General features: G+C 61.1%; 16 protein-coding genes. 14 read left to right on the top strand and 2 right to left on the bottom strand.

Going from position 1 to position 14,403, the window contains the following annotated elements; all coding sequences use genetic code 11:
* Positions 1-37: 37 nt before the first annotated feature.
* The gene (locus tag AYR66_RS03070; RefSeq protein ID WP_141104013.1) at positions 38-502 is read right to left on the bottom strand and encodes a helix-turn-helix transcriptional regulator; all 465 of its coding nucleotides are present in this window, start codon (positions 500-502) and stop codon (positions 38-40) included.
* Here AYR66_RS03070 and AYR66_RS03065 point away from each other — a divergent pair.
* Together AYR66_RS03065 and AYR66_RS03060 are read left to right on the top strand one after the other, a co-directional pair.
* On the top strand, positions 501-767 hold the full coding sequence (locus tag AYR66_RS03065; protein WP_088706301.1) for a helix-turn-helix domain-containing protein: 267 nt from the start codon (positions 501-503) through the stop codon (positions 765-767). The genes AYR66_RS03070 and AYR66_RS03065 overlap by 2 nt on opposite strands.
* Entirely contained in the window at positions 764-1,096 is a 333-nt protein-coding gene (locus tag AYR66_RS03060) for a hypothetical protein (protein WP_088706300.1), read from the top strand. The genes AYR66_RS03065 and AYR66_RS03060 overlap by 4 nt, the downstream gene beginning before the upstream one ends.
* A gap of 389 nt (positions 1,097-1,485) precedes the next feature.
* Here AYR66_RS03060 and AYR66_RS03055 read toward each other — a convergent pair whose 3' ends face one another.
* Positions 1,486-1,797 (bottom strand): hypothetical protein, encoded by a 312-nt coding sequence (locus AYR66_RS03055; protein ID WP_088706299.1) that lies wholly within the window; start codon positions 1,795-1,797, stop codon positions 1,486-1,488.
* Positions 1,798-1,924: 127 nt separating this feature from the next.
* On the opposite strand from AYR66_RS03055, the gene AYR66_RS03050 reads away from it, so the two are divergent.
* The 12 genes from AYR66_RS03050 to AYR66_RS02995 all read left to right on the top strand — a co-directional run bounded on the left by AYR66_RS03050 (position 1,925) and on the right by AYR66_RS02995 (position 14,304).
* The gene (locus AYR66_RS03050) at positions 1,925-2,413 is read left to right on the top strand and encodes a phage regulatory CII family protein (RefSeq protein ID WP_234814700.1); all 489 of its coding nucleotides are present in this window, start codon (positions 1,925-1,927) and stop codon (positions 2,411-2,413) included.
* 56 nt (positions 2,414-2,469) lie between these two features.
* Positions 2,470-2,823 (top strand): helix-turn-helix domain-containing protein, encoded by a 354-nt coding sequence (locus AYR66_RS03045; RefSeq protein WP_088706298.1) that lies wholly within the window; start codon positions 2,470-2,472, stop codon positions 2,821-2,823.
* Positions 2,824-2,979: 156 nt separating this feature from the next.
* Positions 2,980-5,316: a virulence-associated E family protein gene (locus AYR66_RS03040; RefSeq protein WP_088706297.1), complete on the top strand. Its 2,337-nt coding sequence runs from the start codon at positions 2,980-2,982 to the stop codon at positions 5,314-5,316.
* Positions 5,317-5,701: 385 nt separating this feature from the next.
* Positions 5,702-6,070: a hypothetical protein gene (locus AYR66_RS03035; RefSeq protein ID WP_088706296.1), complete on the top strand. Its 369-nt coding sequence runs from the start codon at positions 5,702-5,704 to the stop codon at positions 6,068-6,070.
* Positions 6,067-6,840, top strand: a complete 774-nt coding sequence (locus AYR66_RS03030; protein ID WP_088706295.1) for a hypothetical protein — start codon at positions 6,067-6,069, stop codon at positions 6,838-6,840. The genes AYR66_RS03035 and AYR66_RS03030 overlap by 4 nt, the downstream gene beginning before the upstream one ends.
* Positions 6,841-6,934: 94 nt before the next feature.
* Entirely contained in the window at positions 6,935-7,432 is a 498-nt protein-coding gene (locus tag AYR66_RS03025; RefSeq protein WP_088709569.1) for a terminase small subunit, read from the top strand.
* Positions 7,433-7,439: 7 nt separating this feature from the next.
* Positions 7,440-9,458, top strand: coding sequence for a phage terminase large subunit family protein (locus AYR66_RS03020; RefSeq protein ID WP_170942047.1), 2,019 nt, complete (start codon positions 7,440-7,442; stop codon positions 9,456-9,458).
* 3 nt (positions 9,459-9,461) lie between these two features.
* A complete protein-coding gene (locus tag AYR66_RS03015) occupies positions 9,462-9,749 on the top strand; it encodes a Mor transcription activator family protein (protein ID WP_088706293.1) in 288 nt (95 codons plus the stop codon).
* A gap of 51 nt (positions 9,750-9,800) precedes the next feature.
* Positions 9,801-10,358: a hypothetical protein gene (locus AYR66_RS03010; RefSeq protein ID WP_141104012.1), complete on the top strand. Its 558-nt coding sequence runs from the start codon at positions 9,801-9,803 to the stop codon at positions 10,356-10,358.
* Between the two features lie 41 nt (positions 10,359-10,399).
* A complete protein-coding gene (locus tag AYR66_RS03005) occupies positions 10,400-11,899 on the top strand; it encodes a phage portal protein (RefSeq protein ID WP_170942046.1) in 1,500 nt (499 codons plus the stop codon).
* 261 nt (positions 11,900-12,160) lie between these two features.
* Complete coding sequence (locus tag AYR66_RS03000) at positions 12,161-12,400, top strand: hypothetical protein (protein WP_088706290.1); 240 nt, start codon at positions 12,161-12,163, stop codon at positions 12,398-12,400.
* 35 nt (positions 12,401-12,435) lie between these two features.
* Positions 12,436-14,304: a phage major capsid protein gene (locus tag AYR66_RS02995; protein WP_088706289.1), complete on the top strand. Its 1,869-nt coding sequence runs from the start codon at positions 12,436-12,438 to the stop codon at positions 14,302-14,304.
* Positions 14,305-14,403 lie beyond the last annotated feature (99 nt).

Genomic DNA, 14,403 nt, shown 5'->3' with positions numbered 1-14,403 from the left:
GTTTAGGAGGCAGTTCCCGCTCCGGCCGCAGAGCCCGCTACGACTTGTGTCGAGTCGGAATAATGTCAAGTGACTCGCTTCGTGGGGCTCCCTCGGCAGCTGCTGAAATGAGGGCCTTGCCGATAGCGGTCGACTCTCTATAAGCGGTAATCAGCCGGAGTTCTTCGGCGTCAACATAGACCAGGGAAAGCGACGGCTGACTTTGGGCGAGAGCATCCTCAGACACGCCGAGCAGGACGTCGAGCGAAATGCCGAGGATTTGGGAAACATCCTTCGCGCTCTCGCGAGAAATCTTCCCTGTAGCAATCCATTTTGATACGGCTGTATCCGAGACGTTGGCTTGCTCTGCGAGCCAGCCTTGCGTCTTCTTCAGGCTTTTAAGCCTGTCTTTAATGATGATTCCGAGCGGATGTGCCATGAGGTGATTGTCAAAGGATCTATTTGATGACTCAACCAACCGGTGCTTTACAGCGAATTTAACCTGTGGTTTAATTTGCGCCATGGAAACGACCATCATTCCTCCGATCAAGAAAGCAGCCGAGGTGCTCGGCGTGCCGGTGCTTGCTTCGATTTGCTCCGTCTCTCCAGTTGCTGTCTACAAGTGGCTGAAAAAAGGTCGCTTGCCGCGTACCGAGTGGACCGGCGAGACGAATTACGCAGCGCTTATCGCCGAAGCATCTAAGGGCACAGAGTTCGAGTGCACTCGCGAGCAGCTCCTTCAGTTGCCTGCAGCGGTCGTGAACTGTCCTGAGCAGGTGCCTGCATGAAAACCATCAAGTCGTGCCTTGTCCCTCCTGCTGAGGGGGCGAAACCGTGCAAGAGCGCTCCAGTTGCAGAGGTGCTGTCGGATGAGCAGCCAAAGCGGCGCATACCGAGCAGCTATCTCGCGGCCGGCTTGCGCAATGTGACTCCGGTAGATGCCGCTTACAACGAGATCGGTATCGGCTTCAATGTGGGAGACGAGGTCGTGCGGTTGCGCCTGGGTGTCATGGATGTGCGCGGAATGATTGCGGATCTCGAGTATTACCTCATCCGCTGCCAATCCCCAACGTCGTCCGGAGCGCCGAGTGTGGACGTGTCGACTCCGGACGAGTGACTGAACGTATGCCCACCACAAAAATCGTCCACTGCCTGCTGTGCAGTCAGGTAGTCGCCAAGAACCTCGTCGTCCACGGCGACTTGAAAGCGACGGGTCGATTGATTGAAAAGAATCTTCGCCGTGCCGACTCGTGTCGGCCAAAAGCAAACCAGTTGCATTGGGAGTTCCCTTGTTGATCGTTGTTGTGTGGAAACTGCAATTTATCACGCTGGAACCTCCCGCCCATTTTTTGAAGGTGGTCGTATGAAAGCCATGTATGCACGGCTCCTCCTCTGGCTTATCCGTCCGGCGCTCGATCGTTATGCGGTCGTCACGGCCGGAGCGGACGTCCAGGAGGATGCGGTCGTTGTGGTTGCGTCGGTCAGACCGATAAAAGGCGCGTGATGTCAGCGGCGACTCTTCGACTCCATGAGGGCGCGGTAGGCCTCGACGTTCGCAAACTTCGTCCGGCCGTCTACGTCCAGCGTGCAACCGTTGGCCGCGCACCAGGCCGGGAAGGTCTGCGGGTCGATGTAGGCCTTGATCACGGTGTGTCCCTTGCTCGCGTATCTCTTGCGCACCTCCTCGGCACGACTCTCCCATTGCCTGAATGTCGCCGGCAGACGATCGCCGTCCGTGAAGAGGGCGCGCAGGCGCGAGTAGTCCTCCGATCGATACCAGGGAATGCCGATCGCTTGCACATGAGGTGTTGAGGTCATTCGTTGTCCTTTTGGTCGTTGCTCGCACTTTGGATCTCCGGCCGTCGTTTGTGTTGTTGTTTGAACTGATTCAAAGGTTATCCGTCTCGCAAGAGTTGCGCGACGTTAATAAAAGGGGATGTTTACCGTGACTTACCGCTACTCCGACATCAATCAGCACGACGCACGCTACAACCTGGCGCGGGAATATCCCGGCGGTATCGAAATGCTGGCAAAGCGGATGGGCATGTCTGTTGCCGTCCTCCGCAACAAGCTCGCGCCGGGAATCAAGACGCACCACGTCAACGACGAAGAGGACTCCCTGATCATCGAATTCAGCCAGGAGGCCAACGTCGAGGAGCCGTGCCGTGCGCTCATCGCGAAGAACTACCGGCACGGCCTCATTGCGTTCCCCATGCCGGCAGTCCAGCACCTCTCCGACGACGACCTCACGCACGCGCTTTGCCGCGCAATGAAGGAATGCAGCGACGTCACCGCGAGCGCGTCCTCGGCATTGGCGGACGGTCGCGTCACGGCGGCCGAGCTGGACCAGCTGGAGAAGGAAACGCAGGAGGCGCTTGCCGCGATCGTCGAGCTGCGTGAGCGGTATCGCGCACGCGCCGAGGGAAGCAAGTAAAAAAATTTGGCCGCAAGGTCACTGGGTAACTCACTGGGATGCGTCAGGAGGGAATCATGGATCAGCTGCAATTGAGCCTGTTGGGCTGCTTGGAAGGCCCTGGCGCCGTTCCGGCGTCCGAGATCGCGAAGCTGCGGACCTATCGTGAGGCCGTTGTCGCAGCCTGGTCGCATCGTCGCATCAAGGGCATGACGCAGGCGACGCTCGCCGAGCGGACCGGCATGCGGCCGTCCCATATCAGTGATTACCTGTCGACCGAGGGGCACGACAAGAACGGGAAAGAGCGGCGCGAGATGCCGGCGAAATACCTGCCGGCATTCGAGGCTGCAGTCGGCAACACGACTGTCACGCAGTGGCTCATGGAGCAGTCCAGGCAGGCGCTCCAGGCATCGCTTGCTGCGGCCGCTTAAGGGAATGGTGCAGATTTGAACCTTGACGATTTTGATCGCGTAGCCAACGCAGCTCTCCAGTCAATCGAGAGCCTGCTCACGGATTGGTTTCCGCAGGGCGTGCGCGACGGGAACGAGTTTTGTATTGGTTCTAAGTCCGGCGAAGCCGGCAAATCAATGCGTATTCGTCTATCCGGCCACAAGGCCGGATACTGGTCTGACTTTGCCATGGACGGCGAAGCCGGCCGCGATCTGATCTCCCTCTATGCCTATGTCAACGATCTCAGCCAGGGCAAGGCCTGCGCAGCGGTCGCTCGCGATCTCGGCATTGAGCTCACGCCAGATCCGAACTACACCGGCAAACCCGCGGCCTCCTCGGCGAAGCCAAAAAATCAACAGAAACCAGCGCCTGCGCAAGCGGCAAAAGGGGTGGAAGAGGCTCCGAAGAAAGCGCGGACGGAGTGGGTTCCAGTCCTGCCGGTGCCGGAAAATGCTGGACCGTATCCGCGTGCGCATGTGGTGCGCGGCAAGCCGGAGCGCCTTTGGGAGTATCGTGACCAGGAGCGCCGTCTCCTCGGCGTGATCTATCGCTTTGTGACCTCGGACGGCGGCAAGGAAGTCCTGCCGTGCGTCTATGCGCGCCATGCCGTCACCGGCAAAGCAGATTGGCGCTGGCTGTCTTTCCCTGAGCCAAGGCCGCTCTATTTGCCGGCACCGCTGCGCGAGGGTTTCCCGGTCCTGGTGGTCGAGGGCGAGAAGTGCGCAGACGCGGCGCTCGATGTCCTCGGACACCTGGTCGACGTCGTGTCATGGCCAGGCGGCGGCAAGGCCGTGAGCAAAGCCGATTGGTCTCCGCTCGCAGGCCGCAAGGTGATCATTTGGGCGGACGCGGACGCGAAGACCTACAAGGACGGACATCCGCAGGCCGGGGAGATCCGGCCGGAGCATGAGCAGCCGGGGATGGTTGCAGCGACGAAGATCAGCGAGATCCTCGCCGGTATCGGTTGCGAGGTGCGACTCATCGACATTCCTGCGCCTGGCGTGAAGCCGGACGGATGGGACATCGCGGACCTCCTCGGCGAGGGTGCGACACCGGACGACGTCGCGGCATGGTTGGACAAGCTGCGGCCGCTGCCGGACGTCGAGGCAGCGCCGGCGGACGAGATCCCGGACTACATGGATGCACCTCCGCCGGAGGGCGCTTCTACCGCTCCGCCGGCTGGCGCACGCAAGACGTTCCAGCAGATCCGAGCGATGATGATCGGGACCGCGAGCGGCGGCGTGAAGGGTTGCCGCGAGAACGTCTACATCGCGTTGCAGAATGATCCGCGCCTGATCGGCCTCGTCGCGCTCGATCAGTTTTCGCAGCTGCAGGTCAAGCGCAAGAGTCCTCCCTGGCCGTCCGAGCCGGGGGAGTGGACCGAGGGCGATGACTTCCACCTCGGCATGTACCTCGCGAATACGTATTCGCTGGTGATGGCCTCGGTCAGCGAGATCGAGAAAGCCGTTGCACAGTCCGCCAGGGAGAACGCTTTCAATCCGGTCACGGATCTCCTGGAGGAGTGTGCGGACAAGTGGGACGGGCAGCATCGTGTCGTCAATGCGTTCTCAACGTACTGGGGCGCGGTCGAGTCCGAGTACCTGCAGCTCATCTCGCTCATGTTCTTCGTCGGCCTGGCCAAGCGCGCTTTCCATCCTGGCGTCAAGCATGACTATGCGCCGGTGTTCGAAGGCGGCCAGGGGCAGGGCAAGTCGACAGCGCTCTCCATCCTCGGCGGACAGTGGTTTGCTGATACGCCGTTCAAGATGGGAGACAAGGACGGTTTCCTCTCGATCCAGGGGATCCTCCTGTATGAGATCGCCGAGCTGGAGCAGTTCAACCGCTCCGAGGTGACGGCGATCAAGGCCTTTATGTCGAGCCAGACGGACCGCTATCGCGAGCCATACGGCCGGCGCATGAAGAACGTTGCGCGGCGGACCGTGTTCGCTGCGACGACCAACGAGGCCGAATACTTCAAGGACACGACGGGCAACCGGCGATTCTGGCCGGTGGAGACCGGCAGGATCGACCTGGAGGGGTTGCGGCGCGATCGCGAGCAGCTGCTCGGCGAGGCCGTGCACCTGATGCGCCAGGGCGAGCTCTGGTATCCGACACCGGACGAGCAGGCAACGCTCATCACGCCGGAGCAGGAAAAGCGCGAGATCGCGGATCCATGGCTCGGCCGGATCTATGACTACGTGCAGGGCATCGACGCAGACGGCGAGACCACACTCGGCAAGCGAAACCGCGTGACATGCCGGGAGCTGCTCACCAGGGCGCTGCATATCGAGATCGGCAAGCTCGGTCCTGCCAAGCAGGAGACGATGCGGATCGCGGCCTGCATGCGCAAATTGGGGTGGACCAAGGGACGGGAGACGGACGGGGCGCGTGAGCGCTTCTATGAGCGTCCAGTTCCGCCGGCCGCACCTGTCCAACAAGTCAGCGAGGAGAACGATGTTGCTCTCCCGCTGTAATCAATCGGTGATGAACCGGACAACTTTGCACCAGGGATCGTGCGCGGCATTGCTGCGGGCGGAAAAGGGCATTGGGTCTGGTTCGATGGGCTTTCGTCCGACGTCGTCCAACCTTCTGTTTTCGAGGTTGGACGGCGCAAACCCGCGTGGTTATTGGCTCCGCCAACCTCCCAACCTCGCCAACCGATTCCGGACACGCGCACACACGCACGCACGCGTATACGCGACGGGAGGATTCCGTCTTTTCCTTTTCGGCAAAACTTCAAAACAGGTTGGGCAGGTTGGGAGGTTGGTCAGGACCAGCATTCAAGCGGGTTTCAGCCGTCCAACCTTTTGTCCAACCAATAGGAGGTTGGACAAAGTGAGCACAAGTCTGAGAGATCAAATGCCCTGGGTTGCAGGAGTCGTCGATCACTTGCGGGAAGTGTTCGGGCAGGAGTTCGTTGACGGCCAGATCCGGCGGAGTCTGAGGGGTGAGCCGGTCTTCTATGCCGAGGAGAACGGGCACCAGGTCGGCACCAAGCACAACCTGGAGATCACCTCGATCACGTACTGGGATGAGCGCGGCATCGCTCAATCCCGCGAGCCTGAGTGGATCCAGCTCGCGAGGGACGATGCCAAGCGGCGCGGCATCACCATCCGTCCGGCCAACCAGGCGGACTATCGCGACGTCAAGCGCGAGGCGGATGAGCTGCGCAAGGTATTCACGAGTAGTGCAGACGTCTGCACAAAGTCAGGAGGACAGCAGGCATGAAGATCACCGTATCCCACAACCTGGACGAGATTAAGTCCAAGATCGCCGATATCGGCAAGCAGGCGAGATACGCGGCAGCGGTGGCGTTGACCAAGACAGGGCAGGACGTTCGCGATGAGCTCAAGAGCGAGATGGCGCGGAAGTTCGATAAGCCGACACCGTACACGCTCAACAGTCTCTTCCTCCGGCGCGCAACGCGAGACAACCTGGAGGCGCAGGTATGGGTCAAGGACAACACCTTCGGGAGCGGCACGCCTGCCGATCGCTACCTCGGGCCCGAGATCTACGGGGGGGCGCGGACGCAGAAGGGGATGGAGCGCGCACTGCAGGCAGCAGGTCTCATGCGGTCGGGCGATTACGCAATCCCTGCGGCAGGCGCGCAGCTCGATGCCTTCGGCAACGTCAAGCGGAGCCAGATCGTACAGATCCTTTCACAGCTGCGGGTGCAGATGGCGTCAGGCTTTGAGTCACGCCGAAGTAACAGCGCGGCATCGAGGCGGACCGTTGCGCGGCAAGGTGTTACCTACTTCGCGCTGCCAACACAGGTGCGAGGGTTGAAGCCGGGCATCTACTTGAAGAAGCGGTTCTCGCGCGGCTCTGCAATCAGGCCGGTCTTTATCTTCACGTCGCAGGCCGGATACGCGAAGCGCTTCGACTTCTTCGGGGTGGCCAGCCGCGTTGCTGAGCAGCGCCTGCCGATTCACTTCGAGCGTGAACTCGAAAAGGCAATGAGGACCGCCATGCCGACACAACAACAGGGATTGTTCTGAGTTATGCGCGGGTCCTTCCTACAGCGTCCGCCTGAGGGTAATTCAGTCCTCGAGCGCGTTCTAGTCATGGCATTTTTCCTAGGGGGTTATGTTTATGCCTGACCTTTCGTCTCGCGTCACTCAAGGCGAGTTCGCTGCCATGGTCGGGATCTCTCAGCCTGCAGTGAGCGCCTTGGTCGCAAAAGGCGTCCTAAAAAACGGGGATCCCGCTGGCGCGTGGCTGCATTCGTATTGCGCCAACCTCCGGGAGCAGGCCGCCGGCCGAGCCTCCGAGGGCGGGCTCGACCTCGTCCAGGAGCGCGCGCGCTTGGCCAAGGAACAAGCGGACAAGTTCGCGATGGTCAATGCGCAGACGCGCAAAGAGCTCGCGCCGATCTCGTTGATCGAGCTGGTCCTGGCGAACATGGCGCGGCAAGTCGCCGGCGTCCTGGAGGCGCTGCCGATCCAGATCAAGCGCGCAGCAAAGAATCTCAGCAGTGAGGACCTGAGACTGATCACCGATGAAATTGCCAAGGCGCGCAACATGGCGGCCGCACTAAAACTGGACTGGGACGAGATCGATGGACTTGTCGGAAATTCAGCGAGCGATTGACCGGGGCTTGTCCCCGTTCGAGGTCCCTCCGCCTGTGCGCCTGTCGCAGTGGGCGGAGGAGCACTTCTACCTTTCGGCCGAGTCGAGCTATGTCGAGCAGGCGTGGTCCGCCTTCCCGTATCAGATCGGGATCATGGACTGCATCAGCAACGACGACATCAGGGAGGTATGGGTCCGCAAGTCGGCGCGCGTCGGCTACACGAAGATCATCCTTGCGGCCATGGCGTACTTTGCCGAGCACAAGCGGCGGAACCAGGCTGTCTGGCAGCCGACAGACGACGACGCGGACGACTTTGTAAAGACGGATGTCGATCCGATGCTGCGCGACGTCAAGACCATGCAGCGCGTGTTCCCTGAGTACCTGTCCAGGCACAAGAACAACACGCTGCGGCAAAAGACTTTCCTCGGCTCCGTGCTGCATATTCGCGGCGGGAAGGCTGCGAAGAATTACCGGCGACTGTCGGTTGATGTCGCAATCCTTGATGAGGTCGACGGATTCGATACGGACATTGAAAAAGAGGGCAGTCCGATCACGTTGTCCGGCAAGCGGATCGAGGGCGCGACGTTCCCGAAACAGATCGGCGGCAGCACACCGAAGCTCAAGCACTTGAGCATGATCGAGGCGCGTGAGCAGGAGGCGGAGCGCAGTTTCCGGTTCAACATCCCTTGCCCGCATTGCGGCACCGAGCACACGATCCGATGGGGCGGCAAGGACAAGAACGATCAGCCTCTGCCGTATGGATTCAAGTGGATCAACGACGATCCGGAGACCGTGACGCACCTTTGCGAGGCCTGCGGGGTGCACTACACGCAGGCGGAGTATCTCTCAGTCTGGAAGCGCGGCCGGTGGGTCGATCGCGAGGGCGTCTGGATCGACCAGGAGGGCAACTTCCGGGACCGTGACGGAAGCCTGGTCCCGGCTCCGCACTCGGTCGCGTTCCATATCTGGACGGCCTATAGCCCGATGACGAGCTGGGCGCAGATCGTGCGCGAGTTTCTCTCCGCAGTTGCCAAGGCAAAAGCCGGCGACAAGGCCGAGCTCAAGACCTTCGTCAACACGACGCTCGGCGAGTCCTGGGAGGAGGAGGTCGAGCAGACGGACGAGAACGAGCTCAAGCTGCGCGCCGAGCCGTTTGCGCTGCGCACCGTGCCGATGGGTTGTCTGGTGCTGACGGCCGGCGTCGACGTCCAGGACAACCGATTCGAGATCACCGTCTACGGATGGGGGCGAGGCATGGAGCGGTGGACGATTGACTACACCGTCCTGCAGGCCAATCCTGCCGATGAGCGGGACTGGGAAAAGCTCGACACGTACCTGCAGACCAAGTTCCGGCACGCGAGCGGCCAGCTGCTCGCGATCGAGGCCGCGGCGATCGACACCGGCGGTCACTTCACGCACCAGGTGTATGACTTCTGCCGCATGCGCGCGCGCCGGCGGATCTTCGCCGTCAAGGGTGACAACAAGCAAGGGGTGCCGATCAAGGGCAAGGCCTCGATGCAGGACGTCAACAGCAAGGGCAAGGTGATCAAGCGCGGCGTCAAACTGTGGTTTGTTGGCACCGACACGGCCAAGGACTTGATCCATGGACAGCTCAAGGTGATGACGCCGGGGCCCGGATTCGTGCATTTCTCGAAAGAGCTGCCGGACGAGTTCTATACGCAGCTCACGGCGGAGATCCGGATCCTGCAGCGCACCGCTGTCGGCGAGGTCTATCGATGGGTGAAGAAAAGCGCCGGCGTGCGCAATGAGGTGCTGGACTGCACAGTCTATGCAACCTTTGCCGCGCACGCGCTCGACCTGCATCGATACACGCAGAAGATGTGGGACAAGTTGGAGTCCATCGTCCAGCCTCCGACGGGCGATCTCTTCGCGCTGCCGGAGCCGCCGATCGAGCGAGAGGCGGCGCAGGAGACGGCCGAGCAGGTCGACCAGGGCGCGACGGAGCAAGCGCCGGCCGCGCCGGCACGCAAGACAAAAACCCGCAAGGTGCGGCAATCAGGATTTGTTCAGGGCTGGAGGGGATAACCAATGAGCGACTTTATCAAGGACCTGGCTAAGCGCGTGGTGCAACATCCTGCCTTCACCAAGGCCGTTGCCGATGTCGTCGCTACGGTGCTGGAGGAGCAACTGCGGACCAACTTGGGCGGGGAAAAGATTTACATTCCGAAGGTGGGCGGAAGTCAGAGCCGCGCCGAGCGTGACGGGCTGATCCGGTCATTGTTTACCGGCGCGAACTATGCTGAGCTCGGGAAGCGTTTCAAACTTAACGAGCGCCAGATCCGGCGCATCGTGCACGCCAAACCGCGAGCGGCTTGAAAGTGACATCCTTCCCTAAAAATGTCACGCGGCAACCAGCATCATGCCCGCATGACGACTCCGACTACAGAGCCCGCGATCATCGTCGCCGGCGACACCATCTCCTGGCTGCGGTCCTTGGCCGACTTCCCGGCAACCTCCGGCTGGACGCTCAAGTATCGCCTGCTTAACGCATCGGCCAAGATCGAGATCACGGCCGGTGCGTCCGGCGCGGATCACCTGGTGCAGATTCCGGCCGCAACGAGCAAGGACTATCCGGCCGGTGCGTATGACTGGACCGCATGGGTCGAGGCTGGAGCTGAGCGCCTGACCGTGGCGTCCAGCCGCATGATCGTCAAGCCGAACCTTGCGACGCTCAATACCTACGACGGCCGCTCCGATGCGCGCAAGTCCCTGGAGGCCCTGCAGGCCGCGTATCAGACATACATCACCGGCGGCAATGCGCACGTCGCTGAGTATGAAATTGCCGGTCGTCGCATGAAGTTCCATTCGGCCGTCGAGATCCTCAACCAGATCGAATACTGGCAGAACAAAGTCAACGCCGAGGATCGCGCAGCGCGCATTGCCAGCGGCCAGAAACCCAAGAACAAAATCCGCGTGAGGTTCTAATGGCAAATGTATTAACGCGCCTGGCTTCGCGCCTTGGCTACGTGAAAGAGCAGCCGGCAATCGTCAGGACCGAGCCGGTCCTGCGTCCGATTCGGGTCCGCACCTTTGCCGCTGCGTCGAGCTCGCGCCTTACTGCAGGATGGAATGTCAGCAACGTGAGCGCGGACGCGGATATTTTCCGATCGCTCGACGTCATGCGGGCGCGATCGAGGGACCTCGGCAACAACAACGACTATTTCCGCAAGTTCCTCAACATGGTGGGCAATGGCGTTGTCGGCCCGAAGGGGCACCAGCTGCAGTGCCAAGTCACGGATCCGGGCGGGAAAAAGGACGAGCTGGCCAACAATGCGATTGAGGCAGCGTTTCTCAAGTGGGCAAAGCGCGGCGTCTGCGATGTGACGGGGCGTCTCAGCTTCGTCGACATTCAAAAGCTGTTCATCAAGTCGGTCGCCCGCGATGGCGAGATCCTGATCCGGCGCGTGCGCGGCAAGACGGTCAATGCGTTCGGCTATGCACTACAGGTGCTGGACATCTCCCGCTTGCCGGTCGCGTTCAATCAGACGCTCTCCAACGGCAATTTCATCCGTATGGGGATCGAGATGAACTCCTACGGGCGGCCGGTTGCCTATCACCTCCTCACGCTGCATCCAGGCGAGAGCATGCCGGTGACGATCAACGGGCAGTCTGTCCGCGTCGAGCGCGTGCCGGCCGATGACATCTTCCATTGCTTCGTGCCGGAGCTCCTGGAGCAGTCTCGCGGGATTCCCTGGGCGCATGCGGCCATGCTGCGCATGAACATGCTGGCCGGCTATGAGGAGGCCGTTGTTGTCGCGGCCCGCACCGGCGCGGCAAAGATGGGTTTTTTCACCAGTCCGGACGGCGATGCCGAACCGCTTTCCGACGGCGAGGACGAGGAGGGCGAATTTGTCACGGACGCGGATCCGGGAACGTTCAGCGTCCTTCCGAAGGGCTACGACTTCAAGGCATGGGATCCGGACTATCCGGCGCAAAACACGGATGTCTTTATCAAACTCTGCCTGCGTGGGATCGCGAGCGGCCTCCTGGTCTCTTACAACTCGCTTGCCAACGATCTGGAGGGCGTGAACTTTAGCTCCATCCGTGCCGGCCTCCTGGAGGAGCGTGACGTGTGGATGGCGCTGCAGGCCTGGATGGTTGAGTCCTTCTGCGAGCCAGTGTTCATGGATTGGCTGCAGATGGCGCTCATGCGGGGCGCGATCACGATGCCGAACGGGAGCGCGCTGCCGATCGCCAAGCTGGAGAAGTTCGGCGCGCACGCATGGCAGAGCCGTCGCTGGGCGTGGGTGGATCCGCTCAAGGACGTCGAGGCCAACATGGCGGCCGTGCGCGGCGGGCTCAAGAGTCGCAAGCAGATCATCACGGAGCAGGGCGGCGACATCGATGAGGTGTTCCAGCAGCTGGCCGCCGAGGAGGAAGAGGCGCGGCGCCTCAAGATCAATCTCAGCGGCGAGCCCGTTCCTCCGACTCCGGATCCGGCTCCTGCGCCGGCGGCCGAGGAGTAGAGCGTATGGGACAGACGAAGCAGCAGCCGTGCCCCGTGTGCAATAAGCAATTCGAGATTGGATGCTCACACGTCGACTGTCCCAATCGCAAACCATTGACCGCCAACCTGCCAGATGACCGCAGTATCGAGCGGATTTCCGGGGGCGTCATCCGGGTGCCGATCCGCTACGACTAATCGAAAGTGACATCCTTCCCTAAAAATGTCACGCGGCAACACGCATCATGCCGGACATCGTCAACGTGATTATTGAGGGAAACAAATGACCGTCCGCGCAAAGTTCAAAGTCACCAGCATCACCAGGCAAGAGCACTGGGACAAAGCGAAGGGTGAGATCCAGACGGTCCGTCTGGCACCTGTTACGTCTGGCAGTGAGGAAAACGCAGCGTTCTACGCTGCGACGCCGAGCGGTCAGATCGAACTCGCAACGATCAACGGTGAGGCCGGCAAGCAATTCGGTCTTGGGCAGGAGTTCTACGTCGACTTCACTCCGGCGCAGTAATCGGCCAGACGTAACACACGAAAGCGAGAGCACGCATGACAACGTCGAAAATCAAGACCGGAACTCTGTATCGCGACTTTAGCCTGCAACGCGACGGGGTCGACCAGGAGGCGCGCACTGTTCCTGTCGCCTTCTCTTCGGAGGAGCCGTATGAGCGCTACTTCGGCACCGAGATTCTTGACCATGGCCCGAAGTCCGTCCGCCTCGATCGCTTAGCCTCGGGCTGCTGCGCGTTCCTGCTGGATCACCGGACCTCCGAGCAAATCGGCGTCATCGAGAAAGCGTGGATCGACAAGGACCGCGTCGGTCGCGCAATCGTTCGCTTCTCGCGAAGCGCGCGGGCAGAAGAGATTTTCCAGGATGTCGTTGACGGCATCCGTTCCTGCATCTCGGTCGGTTACATCGTGCACAAGATGGTGCTCGAAGAGGCCGAGTTCAAAAAAGAAGTGTATCGAGTTACAGATTGGGAGCCGATGGAAATCAGCTTGGTTGCTGTTCCTGCGGATCCCACTGTCGGTGTAGGCAGATCGGCGGGAGCCGAAGACGTCGAAACCATCATTGAGCGGCCGGAGGCGACTCCGCCTGCTGTCGAAGTCCGTTCCCAACCCACAACCCCAACACCTGAAAGGGTCATTGTCATGGATGACAACGCAGTCGCACAAGGCCGTCAGGCCGAACAAAAACGCACCGCAGATCTGCTCGCGATCGCGGACTCCTACGAAAAATTCGGCGCTCGCGAAATGGTCGCTGACTTCATTCGCGGCGGCAAGACGGTCGAGCAGTTCAAGGATGCGCTCATGGAGAAGATCTCCTCGCGTCATTCCAGCGCGGCCGAGGCCGAGATCGGTCTCAGCGCGCAAGAGCGCAAGCAGTACAGCATCCTGCGCGCCGTGCAGGCTCAGCTTTCCGGCGACTGGTCCAAGGCCGGTCTGGAGCGTGCCGCATCGGAAGCGGTCGCGAAGCGCGCCGGCATGACGCCGGAGGGATTCTTTGTGCCCGTCGACAGCTTTACTCGCAGCTTTGCTGCAGGCACTGCAGCCGAAGGCGGCAATCTGATCCAGACCTCGGTCCTGGGTAACGAGTTCGTCGACGTTCTGCGCAACAACATGGTCCTGGCTGCGATGGGCGTCCGCTTCCTGGGCGGCCTCACCGGCAACATTGCCATTCCGCGCAAGACATCCGGCTCCACCGTGAACATGCCGGGTGAAAACGGCAACGCATCGTCCGGCTCGGTTGCAACCAACCAGATCGCGCTCAATCCGAAGCGCGTGACCGGCAAGGTCCCGTATTCCAAGCAAGCCCTCCTCCAGGGCTCGCTCGACGTGGACGCAATGCTGCGCGACGACCTCACGCAGACGATCGCGGTCAAGATTCAGGACCAGGCGATCAACGGCACCGCTACCGGCAACGAGGCGCGCGGCCTGCTGGCAACTGCTGGCATCGGCTCGGTAATTGGCGGCACGAACGGCGCGCAGATCGACTGGAGCCACATCGTTGGTCTGGAAACCGCATGCGCGAACGCGAATGCGGAGCCTGACCAGCGTTCCGGCTACATCGTCAACACCAAGACTCGCGGCTGGCTCAAGCAGAAGCAAAAGGCCGCCAACCTGCCGTTCATCTGGGAAAACGCTGCGCAGCCGCTCAACGGCTACCGCGCTGCCGTGACCAACACGATGTCCAGCACTGGCACCAAGGGCACGGCGAACGGCGTTTGCTCCTCGCTGGCGTTCGGCTCCGACTGGTCGGACCTGGTAATCGGTCTGTTTGGCGGCCTGGACATCGTGGTGGATCCGTACACCGCAGCAGGCACGGGCGAAGTGATCCTCACTGCGAACCAGTACATCGACGTGGCAGTACGTCTGGCTGCCAGCTTCTCGGCGATGACTGACGGCCTGACCTCGTAATTGACCAAGCCACAAGTGCAGACGTCTGCACTTTGAACGGCGGACGCTTTAACCAGGCGTCCGCCATTTTCCAAACCAATCGAGGGCAAGCAATGAAAG

Origin of the sequence: Noviherbaspirillum denitrificans (assembly GCF_002211445.1) — a bacterium.
Taxonomy (GTDB): Bacteria; Pseudomonadota; Gammaproteobacteria; order Burkholderiales; family Burkholderiaceae_D; genus Noviherbaspirillum; species Noviherbaspirillum denitrificans.
The sequence above is the reverse complement of the archived record's forward strand: the minus strand, read 5'-3'. Positions and strand labels throughout refer to the sequence as shown.

Coding starts and splice junctions, on each gene's coding strand:
- AYR66_RS03065 (WP_088706301.1), top strand. CDS start 501: ATGGAAACGACCATCATTCCTCCGATCAAGAAAGCAGCCGAGGTGCTC.
- AYR66_RS03070 (WP_141104013.1), bottom strand. CDS start 502: ATGGCGCAAATTAAACCACAGGTTAAATTCGCTGTAAAGCACCGGTTG.
- AYR66_RS03060 (WP_088706300.1), top strand. CDS start 764: ATGAAAACCATCAAGTCGTGCCTTGTCCCTCCTGCTGAGGGGGCGAAA.
- AYR66_RS03055 (WP_088706299.1), bottom strand. CDS start 1,797: ATGACCTCAACACCTCATGTGCAAGCGATCGGCATTCCCTGGTATCGA.
- AYR66_RS03045 (WP_088706298.1), top strand. CDS start 2,470: ATGGATCAGCTGCAATTGAGCCTGTTGGGCTGCTTGGAAGGCCCTGGC.
- AYR66_RS03040 (WP_088706297.1), top strand. CDS start 2,980: ATGCGTATTCGTCTATCCGGCCACAAGGCCGGATACTGGTCTGACTTT.
- AYR66_RS03035 (WP_088706296.1), top strand. CDS start 5,702: ATGCCCTGGGTTGCAGGAGTCGTCGATCACTTGCGGGAAGTGTTCGGG.
- AYR66_RS03030 (WP_088706295.1), top strand. CDS start 6,067: ATGAAGATCACCGTATCCCACAACCTGGACGAGATTAAGTCCAAGATC.
- AYR66_RS03025 (WP_088709569.1), top strand. CDS start 6,935: ATGCCTGACCTTTCGTCTCGCGTCACTCAAGGCGAGTTCGCTGCCATG.
- AYR66_RS03015 (WP_088706293.1), top strand. CDS start 9,462: ATGAGCGACTTTATCAAGGACCTGGCTAAGCGCGTGGTGCAACATCCT.
- AYR66_RS03010 (WP_141104012.1), top strand. CDS start 9,801: ATGACGACTCCGACTACAGAGCCCGCGATCATCGTCGCCGGCGACACC.
- AYR66_RS03000 (WP_088706290.1), top strand. CDS start 12,161: ATGACCGTCCGCGCAAAGTTCAAAGTCACCAGCATCACCAGGCAAGAG.
- AYR66_RS02995 (WP_088706289.1), top strand. CDS start 12,436: ATGACAACGTCGAAAATCAAGACCGGAACTCTGTATCGCGACTTTAGC.